The sequence below is a fragment of the Nocardioides pacificus genome, assembly GCF_054775955.1.
The window spans coordinates 371,255-397,394 of record NZ_BAAHCI010000015.1 but is presented as its reverse complement, the minus strand read 5'-3'; the positions used below and the strand labels follow the sequence as shown (position 1 = coordinate 397,394).

General features: G+C 72.0%; 22 protein-coding genes. 5 read left to right on the top strand and 17 right to left on the bottom strand.

What is annotated here, in order from left to right; all coding sequences use genetic code 11:
• Nucleotides 1–209: 209 nt before the first annotated feature.
• The 6 genes from ACYU7L_RS20435 to ACYU7L_RS20410 form a co-directional block, all read right to left on the bottom strand.
• Nucleotides 210–590, bottom strand: coding sequence for a hypothetical protein (locus tag ACYU7L_RS20435; protein WP_460800419.1), 381 nt, complete (start codon nucleotides 588–590; stop codon nucleotides 210–212).
• Between the two features lie 87 nt (nucleotides 591–677).
• A complete protein-coding gene (locus ACYU7L_RS20430; protein WP_460800416.1) occupies nucleotides 678–2,429 on the bottom strand; it encodes a GMC oxidoreductase in 1,752 nt (583 codons plus the stop codon).
• Nucleotides 2,426–4,045, bottom strand: a complete 1,620-nt coding sequence (locus tag ACYU7L_RS20425; protein WP_460800414.1) for a succinic semialdehyde dehydrogenase — start codon at nucleotides 4,043–4,045, stop codon at nucleotides 2,426–2,428. Before ACYU7L_RS20425 ends, ACYU7L_RS20430 begins: the two co-directional genes overlap by 4 nt.
• A gap of 128 nt (nucleotides 4,046–4,173) precedes the next feature.
• Nucleotides 4,174–5,628, bottom strand: a complete 1,455-nt coding sequence (locus ACYU7L_RS20420) for an aldehyde dehydrogenase (protein WP_460800412.1) — start codon at nucleotides 5,626–5,628, stop codon at nucleotides 4,174–4,176.
• A 42-nt stretch (nucleotides 5,629–5,670) separates the two neighbouring features.
• Complete coding sequence (locus tag ACYU7L_RS20415; RefSeq protein WP_460800410.1) at nucleotides 5,671–6,783, bottom strand: hypothetical protein; 1,113 nt, start codon at nucleotides 6,781–6,783, stop codon at nucleotides 5,671–5,673.
• On the bottom strand, nucleotides 6,783–7,931 hold the full coding sequence (locus ACYU7L_RS20410) for a phosphotransferase family protein (protein ID WP_460800407.1): 1,149 nt from the start codon (nucleotides 7,929–7,931) through the stop codon (nucleotides 6,783–6,785). Before ACYU7L_RS20410 ends, ACYU7L_RS20415 begins: the two co-directional genes overlap by 1 nt.
• A gap of 145 nt (nucleotides 7,932–8,076) precedes the next feature.
• Between ACYU7L_RS20410 and ACYU7L_RS20405 the strand changes: the two genes are divergently transcribed.
• A complete protein-coding gene (locus ACYU7L_RS20405) occupies nucleotides 8,077–9,312 on the top strand; it encodes a CapA family protein (protein ID WP_460800405.1) in 1,236 nt (411 codons plus the stop codon).
• Nucleotides 9,313–9,330: 18 nt separating this feature from the next.
• On the opposite strand, the gene ACYU7L_RS20400 is transcribed toward ACYU7L_RS20405, so the two are convergent.
• The 6 genes from ACYU7L_RS20400 to groES form a co-directional block, all read right to left on the bottom strand.
• Nucleotides 9,331–10,143 (bottom strand): carbon-nitrogen hydrolase family protein, encoded by an 813-nt coding sequence (locus ACYU7L_RS20400; RefSeq protein WP_460800403.1) that lies wholly within the window; start codon nucleotides 10,141–10,143, stop codon nucleotides 9,331–9,333.
• Entirely contained in the window at nucleotides 10,140–11,246 is a 1,107-nt protein-coding gene (locus tag ACYU7L_RS20395) for a GuaB3 family IMP dehydrogenase-related protein (RefSeq protein WP_460800401.1), read from the bottom strand. Before ACYU7L_RS20395 ends, ACYU7L_RS20400 begins: the two co-directional genes overlap by 4 nt.
• Before the next feature lie 78 nt (nucleotides 11,247–11,324).
• A complete protein-coding gene (gene guaB, locus ACYU7L_RS20390) occupies nucleotides 11,325–12,854 on the bottom strand; it encodes an IMP dehydrogenase (protein WP_460800400.1) in 1,530 nt (509 codons plus the stop codon).
• Nucleotides 12,855–12,907: 53 nt separating this feature from the next.
• A complete protein-coding gene (locus ACYU7L_RS20385; RefSeq protein WP_460800398.1) occupies nucleotides 12,908–13,780 on the bottom strand; it encodes a GNAT family N-acetyltransferase in 873 nt (290 codons plus the stop codon).
• Between the two features lie 461 nt (nucleotides 13,781–14,241).
• On the bottom strand, nucleotides 14,242–15,864 hold the full coding sequence (gene groL, locus ACYU7L_RS20380) for a chaperonin GroEL (RefSeq protein WP_460800396.1): 1,623 nt from the start codon (nucleotides 15,862–15,864) through the stop codon (nucleotides 14,242–14,244).
• A gap of 80 nt (nucleotides 15,865–15,944) precedes the next feature.
• A complete protein-coding gene (groES, locus tag ACYU7L_RS20375) occupies nucleotides 15,945–16,241 on the bottom strand; it encodes a co-chaperone GroES (protein WP_460801730.1) in 297 nt (98 codons plus the stop codon).
• 231 nt (nucleotides 16,242–16,472) lie between these two features.
• On the opposite strand from groES, the gene ACYU7L_RS20370 reads away from it, so the two are divergent.
• Nucleotides 16,473–17,657 carry a class I SAM-dependent methyltransferase gene (locus ACYU7L_RS20370; protein WP_460800394.1) on the top strand — a complete coding sequence of 395 codons (1,185 nt, stop codon included), beginning with the start codon at nucleotides 16,473–16,475 and terminating at the stop codon, nucleotides 17,655–17,657.
• Nucleotides 17,658–17,739: 82 nt separating this feature from the next.
• Here the strand turns inward: ACYU7L_RS20370 and ACYU7L_RS20365 are convergent, their stop codons facing one another.
• From ACYU7L_RS20365 to ACYU7L_RS20350, 4 genes are all read right to left on the bottom strand, one after another.
• Entirely contained in the window at nucleotides 17,740–18,333 is a 594-nt protein-coding gene (locus ACYU7L_RS20365) for a hypothetical protein (protein ID WP_460800393.1), read from the bottom strand.
• A gap of 213 nt (nucleotides 18,334–18,546) precedes the next feature.
• Nucleotides 18,547–20,172: a glycoside hydrolase family 3 protein gene (locus tag ACYU7L_RS20360; protein WP_460800391.1), complete on the bottom strand. Its 1,626-nt coding sequence runs from the start codon at nucleotides 20,170–20,172 to the stop codon at nucleotides 18,547–18,549.
• A 6-nt stretch (nucleotides 20,173–20,178) separates the two neighbouring features.
• Entirely contained in the window at nucleotides 20,179–20,805 is a 627-nt protein-coding gene (locus ACYU7L_RS20355) for an MBL fold metallo-hydrolase (RefSeq protein ID WP_460800390.1), read from the bottom strand.
• Nucleotides 20,805–21,905, bottom strand: a complete 1,101-nt coding sequence (locus ACYU7L_RS20350; protein ID WP_460800389.1) for an S-(hydroxymethyl)mycothiol dehydrogenase — start codon at nucleotides 21,903–21,905, stop codon at nucleotides 20,805–20,807. Before ACYU7L_RS20350 ends, ACYU7L_RS20355 begins: the two co-directional genes overlap by 1 nt.
• A gap of 103 nt (nucleotides 21,906–22,008) precedes the next feature.
• Between ACYU7L_RS20350 and ACYU7L_RS20345 the strand changes: the two genes are divergently transcribed.
• Together ACYU7L_RS20345 and ACYU7L_RS20340 are read left to right on the top strand one after the other, a co-directional pair.
• A complete protein-coding gene (locus ACYU7L_RS20345) occupies nucleotides 22,009–22,596 on the top strand; it encodes a SigE family RNA polymerase sigma factor (protein WP_460800388.1) in 588 nt (195 codons plus the stop codon).
• A complete protein-coding gene (locus ACYU7L_RS20340; RefSeq protein WP_460800387.1) occupies nucleotides 22,593–23,825 on the top strand; it encodes a hypothetical protein in 1,233 nt (410 codons plus the stop codon). Before ACYU7L_RS20345 ends, ACYU7L_RS20340 begins: the two co-directional genes overlap by 4 nt.
• 202 nt (nucleotides 23,826–24,027) lie before the next feature.
• Here ACYU7L_RS20340 and tsaD read toward each other — a convergent pair whose 3' ends face one another.
• The gene (gene tsaD / locus ACYU7L_RS20335; RefSeq protein WP_460800386.1) at nucleotides 24,028–25,080 is read right to left on the bottom strand and encodes a tRNA (adenosine(37)-N6)-threonylcarbamoyltransferase complex transferase subunit TsaD; all 1,053 of its coding nucleotides are present in this window, start codon (nucleotides 25,078–25,080) and stop codon (nucleotides 24,028–24,030) included.
• Between the two features lie 100 nt (nucleotides 25,081–25,180).
• On the opposite strand from tsaD, the gene ACYU7L_RS20330 reads away from it, so the two are divergent.
• Nucleotides 25,181–26,140, top strand: coding sequence for a TIGR03885 family FMN-dependent LLM class oxidoreductase (locus ACYU7L_RS20330; protein WP_460800385.1), 960 nt, complete (start codon nucleotides 25,181–25,183; stop codon nucleotides 26,138–26,140).

Genomic DNA, 26,140 nt, shown 5'->3' with positions numbered 1-26,140 from the left:
CGGAAAGCGCATCAGGGCCCGGCCGGGGAGGGAGGGTGGCCGGGCCCTGACGGTCCACGCCACTGAGGACAGGGCTTGGACAGCGGACCCGGCTTGTGGGAGGGAGCATGACTGCCGGGTCCGACTGCTCAACGAGGTCTGGAAACCCGGGTTACGGGGCGGGCAGAAATACTTTGCCCGGGGCGGGATCGGCCCCGATCACACCGTCCTCAGGCGTCCTCCGCCGGCTCCTTCATGCCCTCCGAGCACTGCCAGCCCGTGCTCTTCCCGTGCTCGTTCTCGGCGCTCACGCAGTAGCCCTTGCGATCCCCCACCACGACCCGCAGCCGGACCCCGTCGGAGGTGGTGAAGTCCTTGTCGGCCACCGTCACGCTCTCGCCGGGGTCGAGCGAGACGGGCTCGCCCTCGCCGTACAGGACGACGTGGCGCGCCTGGCGCTCCATCATCAGGTTGACGTCCTCGTACATCGGGCGGTCGCGGTCGGTGCGATCGTCCAGCATCATCGCCAGGGGCGTCAGAGCGGCGAGCAGGGCGAACGCCCCCACCAGCGCGAGGAGGAAGCCCTTGTCGGTGTGCGGAGCGGTGCGCATGGGGACATCCTGCCGCGCCGCGCCCGCCGACCCGTCACCGCCTCCGCGACACACCGCGGAAATGGTCGAGGCAGTGACGGGTCGCGATCAGCTGACGCCGACGATGGGGAGCCGCAGGGCGCCGGGGGCGGTGGGCGGTACGGCGGGCGAGCGCGGCTCGACGGCGTCGACGCGCTGGTAGGCCGCCCCGGGCTCGGGGCGGGGGTCGGCCTCGCCCTTGTTGGGCCAGAACGCCATCGCCCGCTCGGCCTGGGCGGTGATCGTCAGCGACGGGTTCACGCCGAGGTTGGCCGAGATCGTCGAGCCGTCCACGATGTGCAGCCCGGGATAGTTGTGCATCCGCTGGTAGGGGTCCACGACTCCCGTGCGCGGCGTCGCGCCGATCGTGCAGCCGCCGATGAAGTGCGCGGTCATCGGCCGGTTGAAGGGCTCCCCGATGGTGCCGCCCGGCGTCCCCTTGAGGATCCGCGCCATCCGCCGGACGGCCTCGTTGGCCGCCGGGATCCAGGTCGGGTTGGGCGCGCCGTGCCCCTGCTCGGAGGTCAGGCGCCAGCCGATCGGCGTCCGGCGGATGGTGGTGCTGATGGAGTTGTCGAGGGTCTGCATGACCAGCGCGATCACCGTGCGCTCCGACCAGTGCTTGAGGTCGTAGAGACCCAGCACGTTGCGCTTCTCCTTCCACAGCTCCTTGAGCCAGACCCGCCAGCGCGGCAGCGGGCCGTCGCCGTCGGTGAGCACGGTCTGCAGCAGCGCCATCGCGTTGGAGCCCTTGCCGTAGCGCACCGGCTCGATGTGGGTGTCGGCGTCGGGGTGGAACGACGAGGTGATCGCCACGCCCTGGCTGTAGTCGGTCGACAGGTCCGGTGCGAGCGCCCCGAGGATCGCCTCGGAGTTGGTGCGGGTCAGCAGCCCCAGCCGGTCGGAGATCTCCGGGAGGTCGCCGGTCGCCTTGAGCTTGTGCAGCAGCTTCTGGGTGCCGAGCGCGGCCGCGGAGAAGATCACCTGCTCCGCGGTGAAGGTGCGTACGGCGCGGCGCCGCGAGGCCTTCGCCTTGGTCCAGCGCGCGTCGACGCGATAGCCGCCGCCGGCCATCGGGCGAACCCGGGTGACCGTGGTCAGCGGGTGGACGACCGCGCCGGCCTGCTCGGCGAGGTAGAGGTAGTTCTTCACCAGGGTGTTCTTGGCGTTGTGGCGACAGCCGGTCATGCACTCGCCGCAGCCGATGCACGCCGTACGCTCCGGACCGGCGCCGCCGAAGTAGGGGTCGGCCACCGTGTCACCCGACGCCTCGGCCGCCGACTCGCCACCGGGGCCGTCCGGACCCGACGGGCCGCCGAAGAAGACCCCGACCGGCGTCGGGGTGAACGTGTCGGCCACGCCCATCTCCTCGGCGACCTGCAGCATCACCTCGTCCGACGGCGTGTGGAGCGGGTTCTGCACCACACCGAGCATCCGCTTGGCCTGGTCGTAGAAGGGCGCCAGCTCGGACTTCCAGTCGGTGATGCCGGCCCAGGCCGGGTCGTTGAAGAAGCGGTCGCGGGGCTCGTAGAGCGTGTTGGCATAGACCAGAGAGCCACCCCCGACCCCGGCGCCGGCCAGGATCACGCAGTCCTTGACCGCGTCGATGCGCTGGATGCCGTAGCAGCCCGCCTCGGGGAGGTAGAGCCAGCGCTTGAGGTCCCACGAGTTGCGGGCGAAGTCCTTGTCCTCGAAGCGCGCGCCGGCCTCGAGCACCGCGACCCTGTAGCCCTTCTCGGTGAGCCGCAGCGCCGAGACCGAGCCGCCGAAGCCCGAGCCGATGATCAGGACGTCGTAGTCGAACTTCTGGTGCTTGCTCACGCCCTACCCAGCTTCTTCATCAGCCGCAGGTTGGCCGTCATCACCTTGGCGTAGGTGCTGTCGGACATCCCGAGCATCGGCGCGAAGCGGATCAGCCGCTGCACCGCCACCGACTGGGTCTCGGTGTAGCGCAGGATGCCCTCGCTGCCCTGGCGGCGGCCCATGCCGGACTGGCGCATGCCGCCCATCGGGGCGTCGATGCTGGCGAACGTGGCTCCGAAGGCCTCGTTGATGTTGACCGTGCCGCACTTGATGTGGCGCGCGATCGCCCGGGCCCGCTTGGTGTCCCGGCTGTAGACCGAGGCGTTGAGGCCGTACTCCCCCGCGTTGGCGCGCGCGACGGCGTCGGCCTCGTCGTGGAAGCGGTAGAGCGCGATGACCGGCCCGAAGGTCTCGTCACCGAAGCAGGTCATCTCGGGGGTGACGCCCTCGAGGATGGTCGGCTCGAAGAAGAAGGGGCCGAGGTCGGGGCGGGCCCGGCCGCCGGCGAGCACCCGAGCGCCCTTGGCCACCGCGTCGTTCACGTGCGCCTGGACGACGTCGAGCTGCTCCTGCGAGATCAGCGAGCCCATGTCGACGCCCCACTCGAGGCTCGCGCCGAGCGTCATCGCCTCGGTGCGCGCGACGAACCGCTCCACGAAGCGGTCGTAGACCTGGTCGGCGACGAACATCCGCTCCATCGAGACGCACAGCTGCCCCGCGTTGGAGAAGCTGGCGCGCACCGCGCCCTCGGCGGCCTTCTCGAGGTCGGCGTCGCGCAGCACCAGCAGCGGGTTCTTGCCGCCGAGCTCGAGCGAGCAGCCGATCAGCCGCTCGGCGCACTGGGCGGCGACGCGCTTGCCGGTCGCGGTGGAGCCGGTGAAGCAGACGTAGTCGGCGCGTCCGATGATCCCGGTGCCGACCCGGGAGCCGGGACCGGCCACGACCTGCCACAGGTCCGGCGGGAAGCCCGCCTCCTCCAGGAGCTGGGCGGCCAGCAGAGCGGAGAGCATCGTCTGCGCGTCGGGCTTGGAGACGACGGCGTTGCCGGCCATCAGCGCGGGGAGGCCGTCGCACAGCGCCATCGTGAAGGGGTAGTTCCACGGCGAGATGATGCCGACGACACCCTTGGCGACGTGGTTGACCTCGACCCGGGTGAGCCCGGGCACGACGCCGAGGCGACGCTCGGTGCCGAGGTGCTCGGAGGAGGTGCGGGCGTAGTAGCGCGCGGTCAGCGCGATGTGCATCGGCTCGTCGAAGGCGTGCTTGCGGGCCTTGCCGGACTCCAGCACGATCAGGTCGACGATCTCGTCCTGGCGATCGAGCACCAGGTCGTGCAGCCGCATCAGCGCCGCCTCCCGGTCCTCCACCGAGGTGCGCGACCAGGCCGCCTGGGCCCGGCGGGCACGCACGAACGCCTCCTCGACGTCCGCGTCGCTCGACTGCGGGATGTGCGCCAGCGGCTGACCGCTCAGCGGGGAGCTGACCGGCTTGGTCTCTCCGGAGGTGGAGAGGATGCGCCGGGTCAGCGCGTTGACGTAGTCGGGCTCGAGGGCGTACGCCGCCGTCGGGTCGTGCTCGGGGTCGGCCGGTCCGTGCAGCAGCGGGTCGTTTCCCCGGGGGCTCTGGGCGCTCATGTACCGAGAGTATGTGACGCCCGTCTCCGAAACTACCCTCGGGTAGCCCCCAGGGGCCGAGTGTCGGGTTTGACACACTGTCTGGACTTGTAAAGCCGTTTCGCTCTAGGGGCGCCGCCGCCGCGGGCCTACATCGCCGGCGCCGCCGGATAGATCGTCTTGAGCTCGGTGTACGTCGCCAGCCCCTCCGGCCCGAACTCCCGCCCGATGCCGGAGGCCTTGTGCCCGCCGAAGGGCGCGGCGAAGTCCATCGTGTAGGTGTTCACGCCGTAGGTCCCGGCTCGCACCCGGCGCGCCACGTCGAGGCCGGCGGCCTGGTCCCCGGTCCACACGGTCCCGGCGAGCCCGTAGTCGGAGTCGTTGGCGATCCGGACCGCGTCGTCCACGTCGTCGTAGGCGATCACCGAGAGCACCGGCCCGAAGATCTCCTCCTGGGCGATCCGCATCCCGTTGTCGACGTCGGCGAAGACCGTGGGCCGGACATACCAGCCGCGGTCCAGCCCGTCGGGCATGCCGTTGCCGCCGACGACCAGGCGGGCCCCCTCCTCCTGGCCGAGCGCGACGTACTTCTCGACCCGCTCCTGCTGGCGCTGTGCGACCATCGGGCCCACCTCGGTGGCCGGGTCGGTCGGGTCGCCGACGACCATCCCGGACACGGTCTCGGCGAGTGCGTCCACCACCGCCGCGTAGTTGCGGCGACTGGCCAGGATCCGGGTCTGGGCGACGCAGGCCTGGCCGCTGTTCATCAGCGCGGTGAACTTCAGCCCCTCCATCGTCGCGGCGAGGTCGGCGTCGTCGAGGACGATCGCGGCCGACTTGCCACCGAGCTCGAGGCTGACCCGCTTGAGCTGCTGGCCACACACCGACGCGATGCTGCGCCCCGCCGCCGTCGAGCCGGTGAACGCGACCTTGTCGATGCCGGGGTGCGCGACCAGGTGCTCCCCCACCTCGCGGCCGGCGGCCACGAAGTTGACGACGCCTGCGGGCACTCCCGCCTCGTGGAGCAGCTCGGCCATCAGGTAGGTGTCGAGCGGCGACTCCGGAGCCGGCTTCACCACCACCGTGCAGCCGGCCAGCAGCGCCGGGGCCACCTTGGACATCGTGGTGAACTGCGGGACGTTCCACGGCGGGATCGCCGCCACCACGCCGACCGGCTCGCGCCGTACGATCACGTCGCCGCCGAGGGCGCCGGCGCGGGTCTCCTCCCAGGGGAAGTCGCGGGCGATGCCGATGAAGGTCTCGAGCATCATCCACGGGGCGGGCGACTGCGCGAGGTTGGCGAACGACGTGGGCGAGCCCATCTCGAGCGTGATCAGGTCGGCCATCTCGGCCAGCCGCGCGGCGTAGAGGTTCGAGAAGCGCTGCATCACCTCGATCCGCTCCTCCGGCGCCAGCCGGGGCCACGGGCCCTCGTCGAAGGCGCGCCGCGCGGCCGCAACCGCCCGGTCGACGTCGGCCGGAGCGCCGGCGGGCACCCGCGCGACGACCTGCTCGGTGTGCGGCGAGACGACCTCGAGGGTCGCGCCGGTCGACGGGGCGACCCACGCGCCGTCGATGTAGAAGGTGTCGCGGTCGAAGCTCAAGGCAGTGCCTTCCTCAGGATGCGGTCAGGGGGGTACGGCGCGTCAGGGGGCGGTCGTGAACCAGTCGGTGAAGCCGCTGGGGTCGTGGCGCCCGATGGCGAAGTGCTCCATCAGCCCCCAGCCCTCGACCGTGCGTCCGCCCTCGTGCAGCAGGGCGCGCCCGACGTGGTCGATGCAGCCGAACATCAGCCGCCCGACGACGGCCTCGTCGGTCATGTCGTAGGTCACCCGCTCGACGTGCTTCTCGCCCTTCCACATGCCGTGCAGCCAGTCGGGGTCGCCGCCGTAGCCACCGCCGACGTGCAGCGGGGCGGCCAGCAGCGCGGAGACCTCGAGCTCGAGGGTCTCGCCCGCCGGCGTGGTGCAGGTGATGGTCGCGCCGGTCGGCATCCGGGTGCCGGAGGTGTAGTGCACCTGCACCCGCGGCCAGCCGAGCTGCTCGATGCGGCCATCGGCGTGGACGCGGTGGCAGTCGTTGAGCGTGCGGTAGCCCGACGGGTCCTCCTGGAGGATCAGCACCACCGCGAAGTCGTCGAAGCGCATCGGCACGTAGAGCCACCACATGCCGTCGAACGGCGGATCGGCCGGCGCGCCCGCGGGCTCGCTCTCCCCGACCGGCCGGATCCCCCAGGACCGGTCGCGGGTGCCGACCCAGCGGTCGGGCGTCACGTCGATGCGCTCCCCGTCGACGTCGACGTGGCCCGACCAGGTGCCGACCTGGGCGAAGCGCTGCGCGTCGAGCGTCACCCGCGCCCCGGAGCGCAGCACGTGCGGCTGCTCCTGGATGACCGGGAAGGATCCCTCCCAGGTCAGGTCGGCGGCGATGCCCTCGGTCTCCTCGACCGTGATCCGCAGCCGCTGCAGGGGCTCGGCGACCTCGAGGCGATAGCCGCCGACGTGCTGGTTGAGCCGGTCGCCGTCGATCAGGTCGCCGAAGTGCAGGGCGGTCTGCTTCCCGCCCCGGTTCAGGAGCAGGAAGGCGTCCTTGGTGCCGAGGTTGGGGTAGTAGCCCAGGCCCGTGATCAGGAACAGGTCCCCGCTGCGGTCGTGGGCGTTGAAGTAGCAGCGGTCGTAGAAGTTGCGGTCGCTGCTGGCCGGCCAGGCCATCGGCAGCGGCGCCTGGTGCAGCGGGTATTCATCCAGCGGTCCGACCATCACTGCTCACCTGCCTCGTCGAGCAGGCGCTCGAGCAGCCCGCGGTGGTGGAAGAGCGCGTCGACCTCGTCGGGCATCTCGATCTCCCCGAAGTGCACCTGCCGGGCCCCTGTGCGCATGAACACCACGCCCCACTGCACGGCGGCGTAGACGTGGAACCAGGTGAGATCGCCGGTCTCGACGCCGGTGAGGTCGGTGTACGTCGCGCGCACGTCCTCCTCGCGCAGGAAGTGCGGCATGCCCGGCATCTCCAGCATCCCGGTGATGTGCTCGAAGACCTGGTGGCAGAAGACCATCCAGCCCAGGTCGAGCTCACGCGGGCCGATCGCCGCCAGCTCCCAGTCGAGCACGCCCACCGGGGTGAAGTCGTCGTAGAGCACGTTGCCGATCCGCGAGTCGCCCCAGCACAGCACGGTGTCCCCGCGGTCCTCGGGCCAGTTGCGCAGCAGCCACGCCAGGCCGCGCTCCACGAGCGGCGAGGGACCGATGTCGCGGGCGGCGAACTCGTACCACTCCCGGGTCCGCGCCACGTGCCGGTGCAGCGGCGTCTCCCCGGGCTGGTCGGGGTCGAGGAAGGCGAAGGTCGTCGCGGCGTCGGGGATCGCGTGCAGCTGTGCGACCACGGCCACGGTGGCGTCCTGGACCTGGCGCTGGCGCTCCTCGCCGGCGTCGAAGAGCCAGTTGTCACCGAAGTTGTAGGGCAGCACGTCGGGTGGGACGACACCGTCCACGCGGTCCATCAGGAAGAACGGCGTGCCGAGCACGTCGCCGGTCGGCTCCAGCCAGCGCACGCGGGGCACGGGGACCTCGGTGAGCTCCCCCGCGAGCCGCATCGCGTCGTACTGGTGGTCGAGGCGATAGCTGGCGAAGACCGGGTAGTCCTCCTGGCGCGGGGCGACGCGGGCGACGAAGCCGTGGGTACGACGCTCCCTGCCGCCCGCCTCATCGGTCTCGGTCCAGTCGACGTCGACGACCAGGGTCTCGCTCGACATGCCGTTGGCGTCGATCCCGTCCCCGATCCGCACGGCCGGGTCGGCGCCCGGGGGCAGCAGCGTCGCGAGCCAGTCGGCGAGGAGACCGGGCACCGCCTCGGCGTCGCGGGCGCTGCGGCGCAGCTTCATATCGGCGGGTGGTGGCGTCTGCGTCATGCACGCATCCCTTGCTCCGGATGTGACCTGCGTCTCAGGCACCGCCTCAGCATCGGATAGAACACGTTCTAGTGTCAACGCTCGACTGTGACGCACCAGCCACCGGATCAGACAACCGGGCGACCCTTCGCGCCGTCTCATAGGTGTGAGCGCACGAGCACGCCGGGGCGCGGCCACCATCGGCCTGGTGGCAGTGCTGGCCGGCGCGCTGAGTGTGGGCCACGTGCCGGCACCGCAGGGGGCGGACGGGACGAAGGGTGCCGGCCGCGTGGTGGTCGTCGACCCGCAGGCGGACTCCACGCCTCGGCTCTCGCACACCCCGCGGCCCACGCCCGCCCCCGCTGCTGCTCGCGCGAGATCGGCGAGCATCGTGCTGAGCGGCGACCTGCTGTGGCACGACACCGTCTGGATGAGCGCCGCCGAGGACCACCGGCGCACCGGACGCGGTCGCCGCCTCGACCTGGACCCGATGTTCGGCGCGCTGCGTCCGGTGGTCGCCGGAGCCGACGTCGCGGTCTGCCACGAGGAGGTGCCGTTCGCCGGCCCCGGCGAGCCCTGGCGCAGCTATCCGGTCTTCGCCGCACCTCCCGAGATCGCCGGCTGGATCGCCACGATGGGCTGGGACGCGTGCGTCACCGCCTCGAACCACAGCATCGACCAGGGGTACGACGGGCTGGTGCGCACCGCGGACCTCCTCGGCGCTGCGGGAGTGCGGCACGTCGGCACCTTCCGGAGCCCCGCCGAGCGGCGTCGGCCGGTCATCGTGACGACCGACGACGGCGTGCGGGTCGGGCTCGTCGCCGGCACCTACGGGCTCAACGGCTTCACGCTGCCCGACGACAAGCAGTGGGCGGTGTCGTCGTGGGACACCGACCAGCTCCTCGCCCAGGCTCGGCGGGCGCGCCGAGCTGGCGCCGACGTGGTGGTGGTCAAGCTGCACGCCGGCGACGAGTACTCCCCGCTCCCCAACGCCGAGCAGATCGCCCGGGTCCGGCGGCTGACGGCGTCGCCCCACGTCGACCTGGTCGTCGGTGATCACGCGCACGTCGTCCAGCCGATCACGAGGGTCAACGGGAAGTGGGTCGTCTACGGCATGGGCAACATGGTGGCCCAGCAGGAGACCTCGCGGCCGCGCACATACGAGGGCATCACGGTCCGGTTCACGTTCACCGAGCGCGTGGACGGCTTCCGGGTGACGCGGGCGGAGTACCTGCCGACCATGTGGAGCCACTACGCCGCGGGACGTCCGATCCGGATCCTGCGGGTGGTGCGGATGCTGGCGAGCGACGCCGGCGACACGGCGCGACTCCGCGAGGCGCGGCGCGAGGTGCGGGCCGCGGTCGACGGGCTGGGTGCGACACCCGGGCTGCTGGAGCGCTGAGCGCCCCGCCGACATCGCTCAGCCGCGCACGCGGGGGCCGAGATCGGTGCGGTGATCGTGGTGCATCGAGTGGGTCGCCCGCGTCGAGGCCACCTCCGCCGGGTCGAGGTCGGCGATCGCCAGCCCCTCCTCCCCGCCGAGCCGGGCCAGCGGCCGGCCCTCGGGGTCGTAGACCGCGGAGCCGCCGATGAACTCCGCGGACCCGCAGCGCCCGGTCAGCCCGGAGAACACGACGTACATCCCGTTCTCCAGGGCCCGGGCGGGGTAGTAGAGGTCGCGGCGGTGCGCTCCGCCGGGGAAGTACGCCGCGGAGTTGAGGTAGCCCAGCGCGCCGTCGTCGGCCGCGGCCCGGGCGTGCTCGGGGAAGCAGCCGTCGTAGCAGACGCTCAAGCCCAGCTCGACGCCGTCGACGGTGATCGAGGCGCCGTGGCCGCCGGGGACGAAGAAGTCGCGCTCGAGGGCGTCGAGGTGCTGCTTGTCGTACGGCGCGGTGACGGCGCCGTCGGGGCGGACGACCAGCTGGGCGAGGGTGCGGTGGCCACCGGTTCGCTGCAGCGCCGTACTCACCACCACGACGCAGTCCGCAGCGCCGGCGGCCGAGCGCAGCGGGTCGAGCCAGGCGCCGCCGAGCTCGTCGTCACCGGGCACCCGACCCGCGAACGCCTCGACGTCGTAGCCGGTGAGGAACGCCTCGGGCAGCACCAGCAGGCGCACGCCCTGGCCACCGGCGAGTTCGGTCAGCCGGGCGGCCGTCGCTATGTTGCGCGCGACGTCGCCCGCGACCGAGACGGCCTGCCCGGCCGCGACCCGCAGCGGCCCCAGCCGGGTCACCCGACGACGACCTCGATGCGCTGGAACTCCTTGAGGTCGGTGTAGCCGGTGGTGGCCATCGCCCGCTTGAGCGCGCCGACGAGGTTCATCGTGCCGTCGGCCGTGCGAGAGGGACCGAAGAGGATCTCCTGCAGGGTGCCGACCGGCTCGAACTCGACGCGCTCGCCGCGCGGCAGCTCGCTGTGCCAGGCCTCGGCGCCCCAGTGGAAGCTGCGACCGGGCGCGTCGGTCGCGCGCGCGAACGGCGAGCCGACCATCACCGCGTCGGCGCCGCAGGCGACGGCCTTGGTCAGGTCGCCGGAGCGGCCGATCGAGCCGTCGGCGATGACGTGGACGTAGCGCCCGCCGGACTCGTCGAGGTAGTCGCGGCGCGCGGCCGCGACGTCGGCGACGGCCGAGGCCATCGGGACGGCCACGCCGAGCACGGTGCGGGTGGTGTGGGCCGCTCCCCCGCCGAAGCCGACGAGCACGCCCGCGGCACCGGTGCGCATCAGGTGCAGCGCCGCCTGGTAGGTCGCGCAGCCCCCGACGATGACCGGGACGTCGAGCTCGTAGATGAACTCCTTGAGGTTCAGCGGCTCGGCCTGCGAGGAGACGTGCTCGGCCGAGACCGTGGTCCCGCGGATCACGAACATGTCGACGCCCGCGTCGACGACGGTCTTGGCGAACTCCTTGGTGTGCTGCGGGGAGAGCGCGCCGGCCACCGTCACGCCGGCGTCGCGGATCTGCTGGAGGCGGGCGGTGATCAGCTCGGCCTTGATCGGCTCGGCATACATCTGCTGCATCCGGCGGGTGGCGTCGATGCCGCGCAGGCCCGAGACCTCCTCGAGCAGCGGCAGCGGGTCCTCGTAGCGCGTCCACAGCCCCTCGAGGTTGAGCACGCCGAGCCCGCCGTACTCACCGAAGGCGATCGCGGTCTCCGGCGACATCACCGAGTCCATCGGCGCGGCCATGATCGGCAGGTCGAAGCGGTAGGCGTCGATCTGCCAGGCGATGCTCACCTCCTCGGGGTCACGGGTACGCCGCGAGGGGACGATCGCGATGTCGTCGAAGGAGTAGGCGCGCCGGCCGCGCTTGGCCCGGCCGATCTCGATGTCGGTCATGTGATTCCTTCGGTGGTCGAGCCTGTCGAGACTCGGTGGTCGAGCCTGTCGAGACTCGGTGGTCGAGCCTGTCGAGACTCAGATTCCGTGGTAGTTGGGCGACTCGACGGTCATCTGCACGTCGTGGGGGTGGCTCTCCTTGAGCGAGGCCGCGGTGATGCGCACGAAGCGGCCCTTCTCCTGCAGCTCCGGCACGGTGCGCGCACCGACGTAGAACATCGACTGCGTCAGCCCACCCACGAGCTGGTGGGCGACGGCGCCGAGCTGGCCGCGGTAGGCGACCTGGCCCTCGATGCCCTCGGGGATGATCTTGTCGTCGCTGACGACCTCGGCCTGGAAGTAGCGGTCCTTGGAGTAGGACTTCTTGCTCCGGCTCGACATCGCGCCGAGCGAGCCCATGCCGCGGTAGGCCTTGAACTGCTTGCCGTTGACGAAGACCAGCTCGCCCGGCGACTCGTCGCAGCCGGCGAGCATCGAGCCCAGCATCACCGCGTCGGCCCCGGCGACCAGGGCCTTCGCGATCTCACCGGAGTGCTTCATGCCGCCGTCGGCGATGACCGGGACGCCGGCCGGCTTGCAGGCCAGCGACGCCTCGTAGACGGCCGTGACCTGGGGGGCGCCCACGCCGGTGACCACGCGCGTCGTACAGATCGAGCCGGGTCCGACGCCGACCTTGACGGCGTCCACGCCCGCGTCGACGAACGCCTGGGCGCCGGCGCGGGTGGCGACGTTGCCGCCGATCACCTGCACGTGGCGGGTGGCCGGGTCGGTCTTGAGGCGCCGGACCATGTCGAGCAGCATCCGGACGTGGCCGTGGGCGGTGTCGGCGACCAGCACGTCGGCGCCGGCCTCGATCAGGCGGGTGGCCCGCTCCCAGGCGTCGCCGAAGTAGCCGATCGCGGCGCCGACCATCAGCCGGCCGTCCGCGTCGTTGCTGGCGTGCGGGAACTGCTCGGACTTCACGAAGTCCTTGACCGTGATCAGTCCGGCGAGGCGACCCTGGTCGTCGACCAGCGGCAGCCGCTCCTTCTTGTGGCGGCGCAGCAGCAGGGTCGCGTCGTCGCGCGAGATCCCGATCGGGCCGGTGACCAGGCCCTCGCTGGTCATCACCTCGGCGACCTTGGTGGTCGCCCACTCCGCGACGGGCGTGAAGCGCAGGTCGCGGTTGGTGATGATGCCGAGCAGGCGCTGGCCCGCGTCGACGACCGGCAGCCCGGAGACCCGGAACTCGCCGCAGATCTTGTCGAGCTCCTCCAGCGTCGCGTCGGGGCCGATGGTGATCGGGTTGGAGATGATCCCGGTCTGGGTCCGCTTGACCAGGTCCACCTGGTAGGCCTGGTCCTCGATCGAGAGGTTGCGGTGCAGCACCCCCAGGCCGCCCTGGCGGGCCATCGCGATGGCCATCCGGGACTCGGTCACGGTGTCCATCGCGGCGGAGACCAGCGGCACCTTCAGGCTGATCTCGCGGGTGAGCCGCGAGGTGGTGTCGATCTCGGAGGGCGCCAGGTCGGACTCACCGGGCAGCAGCAGGACGTCGTCGTAGGTCAGGCCGAGCGCCGCGAACTTCTCGGGGACACCGTCGGTTGCGCCAGCGGGAGCAGAGGTCAAGGTGGCACGAGCCTTTCGTGTGGCGGAAGCCCCCAGTCTATCGGCGCCCGGGCTCAGAGCCCCAACGGCTTGAGGTCGCGGACCGGCACGCGGACGGTCAGCACGTCGGCGGCCATCCGGATCCGGCCGCGCAGGCCCGCCGCGAGCACCATCGGCAGCACCGCCTGGTTGTCCGCGCGGGTCGCCAGCACGATCTCCGAGGCGCCCTGGGCACAGGCCAGCCGGGCGGCGTCGGTGAGGAGCCGGGTCCCGATCCCGCGGCGCTGCCAGGCGGGGTCCACGCGCAGGCTGACCTCGCGCACACCGGGCTCGTCCTTCTCGGCCTGCACCTGCGCCATCCCCACGACGGCCTGCTCGACGATCGCGGAGACGGTGTCGCCCACCACGTCGTACGACGCAGTGGCGCCGGTGCCGAGCCGCCGGGTCAGGTTGGGGACCATCGCGGCCTCCCGACTGCGGTGCAGCACGTCGGTGACCAGGTCGGCCATCGCCGCGCCACGGGCGTGCTCGGTCGCGGTGAACGGGGCCGTCCGCCGGACCTGGACCTGGATGTCGCCGACGGTCAGGTCCATCACGTCCTGGACCGGGGCGTCCGGCCCGGCCGGGTCGGCCTCGGCGTCGAAGAGCTGCGCCACCACCTCGGGGAAGCCCGCGGGGTTGGCCAGGATCGTGCGAGCTGCCTGCACGTAGCGCGCAGGCTGGTCGACCAGCGCCGCCTCGGTGCACGCCAGGACCTGCACCATGGTGGCCCCCGATCCCTCGACCAGGCCGGTCAGGTCCGCGATCCCCCAGTCGTCGGGCGTGCGGAGCACCAGCTCGTCGGTCACCGACCCCACGCCAGGGAAGATCTGCAGTCCCAGGATGTTGACGCCCGCGTCCCCGCAGCTGCGGGCCAGCACCGCCAGGGCCCCGGGCCGGTCGGGCATGTTCGTACGGACTCTCCAGAGCATCGTGTCCCTTTCCCCTCCACCGACGACAGGCGCCCAGCCTCCGCCCGTGGCGTTGCCGACCCGGGTCCCCCGTGTTTCAGCGGCGTGACGGGTGGCGTGAGCGTGCGCACACCGCTGTTCGCCGTACGGCTGGGGCAGGCGCCGGGAGGGCCGCCGTTTGGTCCCCAACGGCGGCATTTTCAGGCGGAGACATGTCGTCTCTGCCCAATCGGCGAGGTCCGCAGCGACGTACGGCGCGCCGCGGGCGGGCGGCGGGCCGGTCGGGGGTAGTGAGGGTCGCCGATTGGTCAGAGACGACAGGTCCAGGACGCTTTTCGCTTCCGTTGGGGACCAAACGGCGGCCGTTGCTCCCCGCCGCCGCACGCCGACCGAAATGCAGCACTCCCCGGCCGATACCCGGCCGGGGAGTGCTGGTGGTGCTCAGTGCGAGGTGCGGATCAGTGGCCGTGGCCGTGCCCGTGGCCAGCGGCCGGGGCGTCGTCCTCTTCCTCGGGCTTCTCGACGACCAGGGTCTCGGTCGTGAGGAGCATGGCGGCGATCGAGGTCGCGTTGACCAGCGCCGAGCGGGTGACCTTGACCGGGTCCAGGACGCCCTGCGCGACGAGGTCGCCGTACTCACCGGTGGCGGCGTTGTAGCCGTTGCCGATGCCGAGCTCGCGGACCTTGGTGGTCACGACGTAGCCGTTCTCGCCACCGTTCTCGGCGATCCAGCGCAGCGGCTCGTCGGCAGCCTTGCGTACGACGCGCACGCCGGCCGCCTCGTCGCCGGTGAGGCCGAGGTTGTCCTCGAGGACCTTGACCGCGTGGATGAGGGCGGAGCCGCCACCGGCGACGATGCCCTCCTCGATCGCGGCGCGCGTCGCGGAGACGGCGTCCTCGATGCGGTGCTTCTTCTCCTTCAGCTCCACCTCGGTGGCGGCGCCGACCTTGATCACGCAGACACCGCCGGCCAGCTTCGCGAGGCGCTCCTGGAGCTTCTCACGGTCCCAGTCGGAGTCGGTGTTCTCGATCTCGGCCTTGATCTGGTTGACGCGACCCTCGACCTCGGCGGCGTCACCGGCGCCGTCGACGATCGTGGTGTTGTCCTTGGTGATCACGACGCGACGGGCCTTGCCCAGCACCTCGAGACCGACCTGGTCGAGCTTGAGCCCGACCTCGGGGGCGATGACCTGGCCACCGGTGAGGGTGGCGATGTCCTGCATCATCGCCTTGCGGCGGTCACCGAAGGCGGGAGCCTTGACGGCGACGGCGTTGAACGTGCCGCGGATCTTGTTGACCACCAGCGTCGACAGGGCCTCGCCCTCGACGTCCTCGGCGAGGATGAAGAGCGGCTTGCCGGACTGGATGACCTTCTCCAGCAGCGGGAGGATCTCGGCGACGGCCGAGATCTTGCCCTGGTGCAGCAGGATGTAGGGGTCGTCGAGGACGGCCTCCATCCGCTCGGGGTCGGTGACGAAGTACTGCGAGATGTAGCCCTTGTCGAACTGCATCCCCTCGGTGAACTCCAGCTCGGTGCCCATGGTGTTGGACTCCTCGACGGTGATCACGCCGTCCTTGCCGACCTTGTCGAACGCCTCGGCGAGCAGCTCGCCGATCACGCTGTCGCGCGAGGAGATCGTGGCGACCGAGGCCATGTCCTCCTTGGACTCGACCTCGCGGGCGGCGTCGCGCAGCGCGTCGCCGACGGCCTCGGCCGCGGCGTCCATGCCGCGCTTGAGGCCCATCGGGTTGACGCCGGCGGCCACGGCGCGCAGGCCCTCGTGCACCATCGCCTGGGCGAGGACCGTCGCGGTCGTCGTACCGTCACCGGCGATGTCGTTGGTCTTGGTGGCGACCTCCTTGCACAGCTGTGCACCGAGGTTCTCGAACGGGTCGTCCAGCTCGATCTCACGAGCGACGGTCACACCGTCGTTGGTGATGGTCGGGGCGCCCCACTTCTTGTCGAGGACGACGTAGCGGCCCTTCGGGCCGAGCGTCACCTTGACGGCGTTGGCGAGAGCGTCGACGCCGCGCTCGAGCGCGCGGCGGGCGTTCTCGTCGAACTCCAGGATCTTGGGCATGGCTCTCCTCGTGAAAGCGATCGGGCCGTGTGCCCGAGGCCGCGCGTCAGCACGTCCTCAGGCACACGACCCAGGGAAAATCAGGAAACGATGGCGAGGACGTCGCGCCCGGAGAGGATGAGGAACTCCTCGCCGGCGTACTTGACCTCGGTGCCGCCGTACTTGCTGTAGATGACCTTGTCGCCCACGGAGATGTCCATGGGGATGCGCTCGTCGCCGTCCTCGTTGAAGCGGCCGGGGCCAACGGCCACGACCTCGCCCTCCTGGGGCTTCTCCTTGGCGGTGTCGGGGATGACCAGGCCGGAAGCCGTGGTCTGCTCGGCGTCGAGGGGCTTGACGACGATGCGGTCCTCGAGAGGCTTGATGTTGACCGACACGATGTCGACCTCCACTTTCTCCACTAGGTCTGACTCGAAAGTGGGAGCGCTCTTCAATCGAGACCGCTCCCGGCACGTGTTGAGCCTGCTCGGAGGTACGCCGTCGCGGGGGTCGCACCACGTTGCAAGCACTGGCACCCTCATGGTGAGAGTGCCAGAACAGACGTTAGCACTCGACCCAACGGAGTGCCAGAACACCTCCAGTCCAGTAGCCCGTGACAGGATCCCCGCGTGGACCTCGACGACTTCCGCTGGCTGCTCACCGACCCCGGACAGCGGGTCCTGGAGCAGGCCACGCATGCCTATGCCGACGCGCTGGGCGACCCCGTCCGCTCCGCCTCCGCCGTACGACGCCTCGAGGCCAACCCGGCCCACGCCGCGGCGGCGCTCACCCAGGTCCAGCTGCGCGCCCGCGCCGTGGCGAAGTTCGGCGAGCGGGCGGTGCGGATGTACTTCACCCCCGACGCGCTCGAGCAGGCCACCCGGCACCGGGTCGCCCAGCACCGCGCCGCCCGGATCGCCGCGGCCGCCCCGTCCTCGGTCATCGACCTGGGCTGCGGGATCGGCGGCGACCTGATCGCGTTCTGCGAGGCGGGCCTGACCGCCGCGGGGATCGACCAGGACCCGGTCCGCGTGGCGGTGGCCGAGGCCAACCTCGCCGCGCTCGGACTCGAGGGCGCGGTGATGGTGGCCGACGTCACCGCCGTCGACACCGAGGCGTTCGGCGTGGCCTTCGCCGACCCGGCGCGCCGCTCGGCCCGGGGCCGGGTCTTCGACGTCGAGGGCTGGACCCCGCCCTGGTCGTTCGTGACCTCGCTGCTCGCGCGGCGCTCCGTGGTCAAGGTCGCCCCCGGGATCCCCCACGAGCTGGTCCCCGACGGCGTCGAGGCGGAGTGGGTCAGCGACGCCGGCGACGTGAAGGAGGCCGCACTGTGGTCGCCGTACCTCGCCACCGCCGCGCGGCGCGCGACCGTGATCGGCGACGGCGGGCTGGCCACGCTGACCGAGGAGGACGACCCGTTCCAGGGTCACGACCGGCCGGTGCGGGAGCTGGGCCGCTACCTCTACGAGCCGGACGGGGCGGTGATCCGTGCGGGCCTGGTCACAGCGGTGGCCGCGCTCGTCGGCGGCGGGCTGCTCGACGAGCACATCGCCTACGTCACCGGCGACGATGCGTTCCGCACGCCGTTCGCGCGGGGCTACGAGGTCCTCGAGGAGCTGCCCTACCGCGAGAAGCCGCTCAAGGCGGCGCTGCGCGAGCGGGGCGTGGGACGGCTGACGATCAAGAAGCGCGGCGTCGACATCGTCCCCGAGCAGCTGCGCAAGCGCTTGGCGCTCGCGGGCGACCACGAGGCGACGCTGGTGCTGACCCGGCTCGACGGCAAGGGCGTGGCGCTGCTCGTGCGCCCCCTGTAGGAGAGATGCCGAACGGCCGGACGGTGATCGCTCACCGCCCGGCCGTTCGTGTGTTGCTGGAGCTGCTGGTGCTGCCGCTGGATCAGACCCCGGCGGGGGCCGCCCGGCGAGCCGGGGGAAGGTCGGCGTTCTTGACCTTCTTGGCGTGCCACATGCCGAGCCCGGCGAGGATCAGCAGGGCGGCGCCACCGACGAAGGCGGCGATCGCGGCGTAGCCGGCGATGGTGCCCATCGTGGCGAAGGCGAAGCCGTAGAGCAGCAGGCCGCGCAGCGTGTTGCCCATGAACAGGCTCTGACGCAGGGCGCCGAGCTCCTCGACCTGGGCCGGGTCGGCGTCGGGGTTGGCCTTGAGGGCCATGAACTCGCCGCTGACCTCTTCGTAGGTGCGACCGTCGCTGGAGGCGTTCATGTGGACCAGGATGTAGTGGTCGGCGAAGGCGCGGGCCTGGTCACCGGTGGTGAGCTGCTGGCCGGCGTACTGGTCGAGAGCCTCGTGCTGCTCCTCGGTCTCCAGCGCCTCCTTCTCCGGCATCGTGATGTCCTGCATCGCCAGCTGGTCGTGCACCTGGTCGCCGATGAAGACGTTGGCCCAGGTGAGCAGACCGCCGGCGGCGATCAGGACGACGGCCAGCAGGACGCCGGTCCACGAGATGAGCTTGTCGAGGGTGGAGCGCATGGGTTTCTCCTTAGCGAGATGCAGGGAACCCAACGTCCCTGCGGTGATGAGTTGAACGCTAAACGGGTTTCGCGGCCGCTCTCAGGGCCATGGGGACCCACCTGGAACGGCAGCAAGACCCCCACCGGTCGGGACAATCCGGGCCCGACAGGCCCCCCGATTAGGGACCGAAAGACCCTATTGAGCGTGGCGCCAGGGCGCGTGCGCCAGGGCTCAGCAGCGCGGGGGCCGCAGGCCGGCGACGCGCACCGGCGGCCGGCCGATCGCCCGCATCCGCCCCGTCAGCACGTCGACCAGCGCCCGCATCGCGCCGTCGGTCACGCCGTACGTCGCCAGCCGGACCCGTGCGCTCGACCGCGCCAGGACGTACGGCGTGTCCAGCGCGACCGCGACGTGGCTGCCCGCGCGGGGACGGTCGCCGTACCCCAGCAGGTCGACGCGCGTGCCTCCCCGCCCCACCCGCAGACCGGCGCGCCGCGCCGCGCGGACCAGCACCGGCCGAGCCCCCGCGTCGCCGACGAGGGTGATGGTGCGTCCCACCAGCCGACCCCGACAGGGCCCGCGCAGGAGGGTCACGGCAGCCCGCGACAGGGCCGCGGACGCCCGGGCGTCGGGCACGCGACCGGGCGCCGGCGGGTGATCCGACTGGTGGCGCAGCAGCGCGACCTGCCGGGCTGCCGCTTGCTGCAGACGGCCCCGCGTGAGACGGCCACTGCGCACCGCACGGACCAGCCCCGCGCGGGCCGCGGCGGGATCGGGCGGCATCAGCACGACGTCGGCGCCGGCGCGCACCGCGGCCACGGCGGCGGCGGCGCTGTCGTGAGTGGCGGCGACGCCGGCCATGTCCAGGGCGTCGGTGACGACCAGTCCGTCGAAGCCCAGCCGCTCGCGCAGCAGCCCGGTGATCACCGGCCGCGAGAGCGACGACGGGACTCCAGGGTCGACCGCGCGCACGTCCAGGTGGGCGATCATCACCGACGAGGCGCCGGCGGCCACGAGTCGGCGGAACGGCACCAGGTCGACCGCGGCGAGCCGACGCAGGGATCGACGCTGGACCGGGAGCACCTGATGGCTGTTGGCGCTCACCGAGCCGTGGCCGGGGAAGTGCTTGGCGACGGGCACGACGCCGCCGGCGCTCAGTCCTTCGACGCCGGCGAGCACCTGGCGGGCCACCACCTCGGGGTCGGACCCGGCCGAGCGGGAGCCGATCGTCGGGTCCTGGGGGCCGACCGTCACGTCGGCGACCGGGGCCAGGTCGACGGTGAAGCCGAGGCCGCGCAGCTGCCGGCCGAGCACCTCGTGGGCCGCGGCGGTGAGCGAGACGTCACGGGCGGCCCCCGTCGACATGAACGCCGGCAGCGGGGTGACGCCGTGGCGCAGCCGAGCGACCAGGCCGCCCTCCTGGTCGACAGCGACGAACAGCGGCCAGCCGCGCGAGCGCGCCGAGCTGTGCAGCGTCCGGTTGGCGGTGCGGATCGCGGCGGCGGAGGCGACGTTCTCCTCGAACGCCACGACCCCGCCGAGATGGAGCCGGCGCACCAGGTCGACCGGCGCGCGTGTGCCGTCGTACCTCGCCACGATCAGCTGGCCGGCGAGCGCCGGCAGCGGCAGGCGACGTACGTCGCGCGCGGCGCGGTCGAGCTCCTCGGCGGTCGGCCCCCAGCCGGCACGCAGACCGAGGGCCGCTGCGGGCGAGGTCGGCGCCGACCGGGTCCCGTCGGTGTCGGTCACCGCCGACTCGTCCGTGGTCGGGCGCTCTCCCGCACCGTCCCCCGGCGTCGCCGAGCAGCCTGCGAGCAGCAGGAGCGAGGCGAGGAGGAGTCCGGTGCGGGAGCGCATCACCCGTCAGCCGAGGAGGGCCTTCTCCGCCCCGATCGTGGTGTCGTCGCCGTGGCCGGTGTGGACGACCGTCTCCTCGGGCAGGCCGTAGAGCTTGGCCCGGATCGAGGACTCCAGCGTCGGCCGGTCCGAGTGGCTGCGCCCGGTGGCACCCGGCCCACCCTGGAAGAGGGTGTCGCCGGTGAAGACGCAGTCGAGCTCGGGGGCATAGAGGCACACCGCGCCCGGCGCGTGGCCGGGCGTGTGCAGCACCCGGAGCGTGGTGCCGGCCACCTCGATGTCCTGGCCGTCGGCCATGTCCACGTCCCACAGCTCGTCGGTGTGGGTCAGCTCCCACAGCACCCGGTCGTCGGGGTGCAGCAGGATCGGCGCGACCACGCGCTCGCGCAGCGCGGGCGCGACGCGGACGTGGTCGTCGTGCGCGTGGGTGCACACGATCGCGCGGACCTTGCGCTCCCCCACCACCGCGAGGATCGCCTCGACGTCGTGGGGCGCGTCGATGACCACGCACTCGCGGTCGTCGCCCACCACCCAGATGTTGTTGTCGACCTGGTGGGTCTCGCCGTCGAGGCTGAAGGTGCCAGAGACGACCGCGTGGTCGACGCGCAGCGAGCCGGTGCTCTGGTCGCTCATCAGAGGATCACCACCGAGCGCAGCACGTCGCCGTGGTGCATCCGCTCGAACGCCGCCTCGACGCCGTCGATCGCGATCTCCTCGGTGACGAAGCCGTCGAGGTCGAGGCGCCCCTGCTGGTAGAGGTCCACGAGCATCGGGAAGTCGCGGCTGGGCAGGCAGTCGCCGTACCAGCTGGACTTGAGCGAGCCGCCGCGACCGAACACGTCGATGAGCGGGATCTCGGGGATCTGCATGTCGGGCGTGGGGACGCCCACGAGGACGACGGTGCCGGCGAGGTCGCGGGCGTAGAACGCCTGCTTCCAGGTCTCCGGACGACCAACGGCCTCGATCACGACGTCGGCGCCGTCGGCACCGTCGTAGGTCTCCGCGGCGATCCGCTTGATCTCCTCGACCGGGTCGACCTTCGAGGAGTCGACGGTGTGCGTCGCGCCCATCGCCTTGGCCTTCTCGAGCTTCTTGGCGTCGATGTCCACCGCGATGATCGGGCTCGCACCGGCCAGCGCGGAGCCGGCGATCGCGGCCACGCCGACGCCGCCACAGCCGATGACGGCGACGGACTTGCCGCGGGTGACGGCGCCGGTGTTGATCGCCGCACCGATGCCGGCCATCACGCCGCAGCCGAGCAGGCCGACGGCCGCGGGGCGGGCCTCGGGGTCGACCTTGGTGCACTGACCGGCGGCGACCAGGGTCTTCTCCGCGAACGCGCCGATGCCCAGCGCCGGGGAGAGCTCGGTGCCGTCCTCGAGGGTCATCTTCTGGGTGGCGTTGTGGGTGTTGAAGCAGTACTGCAGGTCGCCGCGCTTGCAGGCCCGGCACTCGCCGCATACCGCGCGCCAGTTGAGGACGACGAAGTCGCCCGGCGCGACGTCGGTGACGTCGTCGCCGACCGCCTCGACGATGCCTGCGGCCTCGTGGCCGAGCAGGAACGGGAACTCGTCGTTGATGCCGCCCTCGCGGTAGTGCAGGTCGGTGTGGCAGACCCCGCAGGCCTGGATCTTGACCAGCGCCTCGCCCGGGCCCGGGTCCGGGACCAGGATCGTCTCGAGGCTGACCGGCTGTCCCTTGGCGCGCGCGACGACGCCCTTGACCTTGTGCATGGTGTCTCCTTCGTGAAAGTCGTGTGCCCCCACGCTAATCAGCGGCACAATGCAACCTGCTGCTGCCCGGTCGCGTCTTGGTCGCGAAAGGGTGGTAGGAGACATGCACTTCGTCGCTGACACGGGGCCTGAGAGGCCCGATGTGGGAGTGGGGGTGGCCGTGGCCGAGCGGGCCCGACCGCAGGACGCCGAGTTCTCGGCGTACATGGCCGCGCGCCAGCCCAGCCTGCTGCGCACGGCCTACCTGCTGACCGGGGACCGGCACACGGCCGAGGACCTCGTCCAGACCGCTCTCGCCAAGCTGTACCTGTCGTGGGACAAGGTCCAGCACCGCGAGCTGATCGACGGCTACGTCCGACGGATCATGGTCAACGAGCACAACTCCCTGTGGCGCCGGGCGTGGAAGCGCCGCGAGTTCGCCACCGACGAGGTGCCCGAGACCTACCACGTCGTCGACGAGTACGACGACGGGCGCGGCTCGGCGCTGTGGGAGTTCGTGCAGACGCTGCCCCGCAAGCAGCGCGCGGTCGTCGTCCTGCGCTACTACGAGGAGCTGAGCGAGGCCGAGACCGCCGACATCCTGGGCATCTCCGTGGGGACCGTGAAGTCCCAGGCGAGCCGGGCCCTGGCCGCCCTGCGCACCCGCGCACCCCAGGCCCTGGACCCGCGCCACTTCGAGGAGGGGCGATGAGCCCGATGAACGACGACCGAATCGCCGAGCTGCTCGGCGACGACCTGCACCGCCAGGTCGCGGGGATGCACGAGGCCCCGCTGACCCTTGGCGACGTGCGGGGGCGGGCCGGGCGGATCCGGCGCAACCGGCGGATCGCTGCTGGGGCGGGGGCGCTCGCGGCGCTGGCCGTGGTCGCACCGACCGTGCTGCTGCTCGGCGGCAACGGGACGCAGTCGAAGGAGATCGACCCGGTGACGCCGACCGAGGTGGTCGAGCGGGAGCCGGTGCGGACGACGCTGACGTCCGAGACCCTGGAGGGGCTGGAGCGCGGCGAGGACCCGGCGATCGAGTACTTCACGCCGGAGGGGGTGGTGCTGCCCGGGGAGGGGCTGGTCGAGCTCGACCAGAGCTATCAGGCGATGGTCTGGAGCGAGGCCGACGGCCAGTGGTGGGCGCTGAGCCCGTCGCGCGACGAGGTGCGCTACCTCTCGGAGGACTTCTCGCCGCAGGGCGGGTCGGCGACGAACCAGGACCTCGTCACCAGCGACGACCGGTCGACGGCGGCGTGGACCGCCACCGAGGCTGGTGGGCAGACGCTGTACCTGCGCTCGCTGACGGAGGCCGGGCAGGGGTCCGCGAGGGGCTTCCCTGTGTCGCCGCTCGTGCAGGCGCTCGGAGTGCTGGGCGACGACCGGGTCGTCTATGCCCGCGGCGAAGGCGAGGACGTCGACTTCGCGATCGCGGGCCCGGGCGAGTCCGACACGACGCTCGACGGGGTGGTGGCCGTGCAGGCGACCGCGTCGGCCGAGGACCTGGTCGCCGTCCAGACGGCGGTGCCCGGCGAGGACGGCGAGGGCGCCTGCTTCGGGGTCATCGACGTCGCAGCCGACCCGGGGGTGCCCGCGTGGGACCAGTGCACCTACAAGCTCCGCAGCTTCAGCCCCGACGGGCGCTACGTCCTGGCCGACTCGGTCTACAGCGAGGGGCTGGGCTCCCGGGAGCTCTATGTCCTCGACGCCCGCAGCGGCGAGCTCGTCGCGTCGTACGAGCAGCCCCGGAACGGACAGCTGACGCTCGTCCAGGCCGCCTGGGAGCCGGAGGGCACGGTGCTGGCTACCGTGATCGACGGCGACCAGCACCGGCTGGTGCGCCTGGGCACCGACGGTCTCGTCGAGCAGGCCGCCGACACCGCCACCGGCCCCTACGAGGACCTGTACTACTACCTGGGTGCAGACCGCAGTCCGTGACTGCGGCTCCGCCGTCGGCGACTGGCGTGCGTCGATTGGTCAGAGACGACGGGGGCGGGCCGGAAATCGTCGCCGTTTGGTCCCCAACGGCATGCGTCGGCGCCACCCGGCCAGGAGACCCCGCCGATTGGTCAGAGACGACATGCCATCTCCCGAAATCACTGCCGTTGGGGACCAAACGGCAGGGCCGAGCCTGCGAGGACTACGCCACCACCGTGGTGATCGGCTGGGAGGAGTCGGCGGGGAGGTCGAGGGCCGAGGGGGGCCGGCCGCGGGTGACCAGCTCGGCGCCGAGGGCGGCGACCATGGCGCCGTTGTCGGTGCACAGGCCGGGGCGCGGGACGCGGACGCGGATGCCCTTGGCGGCGGCGCGCTCCTCGGCCATGGCGCGCAGACGGGAGTTGGCGGCCACCCCGCCGCCGATGAGGATGTCCTCGATGCCCTCGCTCACCGCGGCGTCGAGGGCCTTGCGGACCAGCACGTCGCAGACGGCCTCCTGGAACGACGCGGCGACGTCGGCGACGGGGACCGGCTGGCCGGAGCGCTCGCGGGCCTCGACCCAGCGGGCGACCGAGGTCTTGAGGCCGGAGAACGAGAAGTCGAAGCGGTGCCGCTCCAGGTCGCGGCGGGCGGTCAGTCCGCGGGGGAAGTCGATGTAGACGCTGTCGCCCTCGCGGGCGGCCCGGTCGATGTGCGGCCCGCCGGGGAAAGGCAGGCCCAGCAGCCGCGCCACCTTGTCGAAGGCCTCGCCCGCGGCGTCGTCGATGGTGGATCCCATTGGCTCGACGCCCACCGTGACGTCCTCGACGCGCAGCAGGCTCGAGTGCCCTCCGGAGACCAGCATCGCCAGGCACGGCTCGGGCAGCGGGCCGTGCTCGAGCTGGTCGACCGCGACGTGGGCGGCGAGGTGGTTGACGCCGTAGATCGGCTTGCCCAGCCCCAGCGCCAGGGCCTTCGCGGCGGCGACGCCGACCAGCAGCGCCCCCGCCAGCCCCGGACCGCTCGTCACCGCGATCGCATCGACGTCACGCAGCTGGATCCCGGCGGTCTCGCAGGCCCGCTCGATCGTCGGCACCATCGCCTCGAGGTGCGCCCGGCTGGCCACCTCGGGCACCACGCCGCCGAAGCGGGCATGCTCCTCGACGCTGCTCGCGACCGCGTCGGCGAGCAGCGTGTGGCCGCGGACGATGCCCACGCCGGTCTCGTCGCAGGAGGTCTCGATGCCGAGGACGAGGGGCTGGTCACTGGCAGGCATGGTGCCCATTGTGCCGGGAGCCGGACCGAGAGACGGACGAGGCCGGTGTTAGGCCCCACGGCTGAGGGGTAACGCACTCCTGGCGAGGGAGGGAGCCCCCATGACCGTCATCGGATTCCACGCGTCCCACGAGCAGGTGTCCCCACGCCAGCTGCTCCACGACGTACGACGAGCCGAGCAGGCCGGCTTCTCCGCCGCCATGAGCTCGGACCACTTCAGCCCCTGGAGCGCGCGCCAGGGCCAGTCCGGGTTCGCCTGGTCGTGGCTGGGCGCGGCCCTGGCGACGACCGACCTGCCGTTCGGCGTGGTCAACGCGCCGGGTCAGCGCTACCACCCGGCGATCATCGCGCAGGCGATCAGCACGCTCGGCGGCATGTTCCCGGGCCGGTTCTGGACCGCCCTGGGCTCCGGGGAGGCCTCCAATGAGCACATCACCGGTGACGCGTGGCCCGCCAAGGGGGTCCGCGACGCCCGGCTGCGCGAGTGCGTCGACGTGATCCGCCGGCTGCTCGCCGGCGAGGAGGTGACCCATCACGGCCTGGTCGTCGTCGACCGGGCGCGGCTGTGGGATCCGCCGGAGCCGGCCCCGCACCTGGTCACGGCGGCGGTGAGCGTCGAGACGGCGCAGCGCGGAGCGGAGTGGGCCGACGGGCTGCTCACGCTCAACCAGCCGCACCAGCACCTGCGCCGGATGGTCGACGCCTACCGCGACGCCGGCGGCAGCGGGCCGCTGCGGCTGCAGGTGCACCTGTCCTGGGCGGCCACCGAGGCGGAGGCCGAGGCGCTGGCTCACGACCAGTGGCGCAGCAACGTGTTCGCACCGCCCGCCACGTGGGACATCGACACCGCGGAGGTCTTCGACGTGGTCAGCGAGCACGTGCCGCTCGCCGCCGTCCGGGACGCGGTGCACATCTCCGCCGACCTGGGGCAGCAGACGGCGTGGCTGCAGGAGTACCTCGACCTCGGCTTCGACGAGCTCTACCTGCACCACGTGGGGCAGGACCAGGCCGCCTTCATCGACGCGTTCGGCGAGCACGTGCTCCCGCAGCTGGGCGGCTGA

What these genes read in the sequence shown, in the direction of transcription:
- ACYU7L_RS20435 (WP_460800419.1), bottom strand. Translation starts at nt 590, where the DNA reads ATGCGCACCGCTCCGCACACCGACAAGGGCTTCCTCCTCGCGCTGGTG.
- ACYU7L_RS20425 (WP_460800414.1), bottom strand. Translation starts at nt 4,045, where the DNA reads ATGAGCGCCCAGAGCCCCCGGGGAAACGACCCGCTGCTGCACGGACCG.
- ACYU7L_RS20415 (WP_460800410.1), bottom strand. Translation starts at nt 6,783, where the DNA reads ATGGTCGGACCGCTGGATGAATACCCGCTGCACCAGGCGCCGCTGCCG.
- ACYU7L_RS20410 (WP_460800407.1), bottom strand. Translation starts at nt 7,931, where the DNA reads ATGACGCAGACGCCACCACCCGCCGATATGAAGCTGCGCCGCAGCGCC.
- ACYU7L_RS20395 (WP_460800401.1), bottom strand. Translation starts at nt 11,246, where the DNA reads ATGACCGACATCGAGATCGGCCGGGCCAAGCGCGGCCGGCGCGCCTAC.
- ACYU7L_RS20385 (WP_460800398.1), bottom strand. Translation starts at nt 13,780, where the DNA reads ATGCCCGACCGGCCCGGGGCCCTGGCGGTGCTGGCCCGCAGCTGCGGG.
- groL (WP_460800396.1), bottom strand. Translation starts at nt 15,864, where the DNA reads ATGCCCAAGATCCTGGAGTTCGACGAGAACGCCCGCCGCGCGCTCGAG.
- ACYU7L_RS20365 (WP_460800393.1), bottom strand. Translation starts at nt 18,333, where the DNA reads ATGCGCTCCACCCTCGACAAGCTCATCTCGTGGACCGGCGTCCTGCTG.
- ACYU7L_RS20360 (WP_460800391.1), bottom strand. Translation starts at nt 20,172, where the DNA reads ATGCGCTCCCGCACCGGACTCCTCCTCGCCTCGCTCCTGCTGCTCGCA.
- ACYU7L_RS20355 (WP_460800390.1), bottom strand. Translation starts at nt 20,805, where the DNA reads ATGAGCGACCAGAGCACCGGCTCGCTGCGCGTCGACCACGCGGTCGTC.
- ACYU7L_RS20350 (WP_460800389.1), bottom strand. Translation starts at nt 21,905, where the DNA reads ATGCACAAGGTCAAGGGCGTCGTCGCGCGCGCCAAGGGACAGCCGGTC.
- ACYU7L_RS20345 (WP_460800388.1), top strand. Translation starts at nt 22,009, where the DNA reads ATGCACTTCGTCGCTGACACGGGGCCTGAGAGGCCCGATGTGGGAGTG.
- ACYU7L_RS20340 (WP_460800387.1), top strand. Translation starts at nt 22,593, where the DNA reads ATGAGCCCGATGAACGACGACCGAATCGCCGAGCTGCTCGGCGACGAC.
- tsaD (WP_460800386.1), bottom strand. Translation starts at nt 25,080, where the DNA reads ATGCCTGCCAGTGACCAGCCCCTCGTCCTCGGCATCGAGACCTCCTGC.
- ACYU7L_RS20330 (WP_460800385.1), top strand. Translation starts at nt 25,181, where the DNA reads ATGACCGTCATCGGATTCCACGCGTCCCACGAGCAGGTGTCCCCACGC.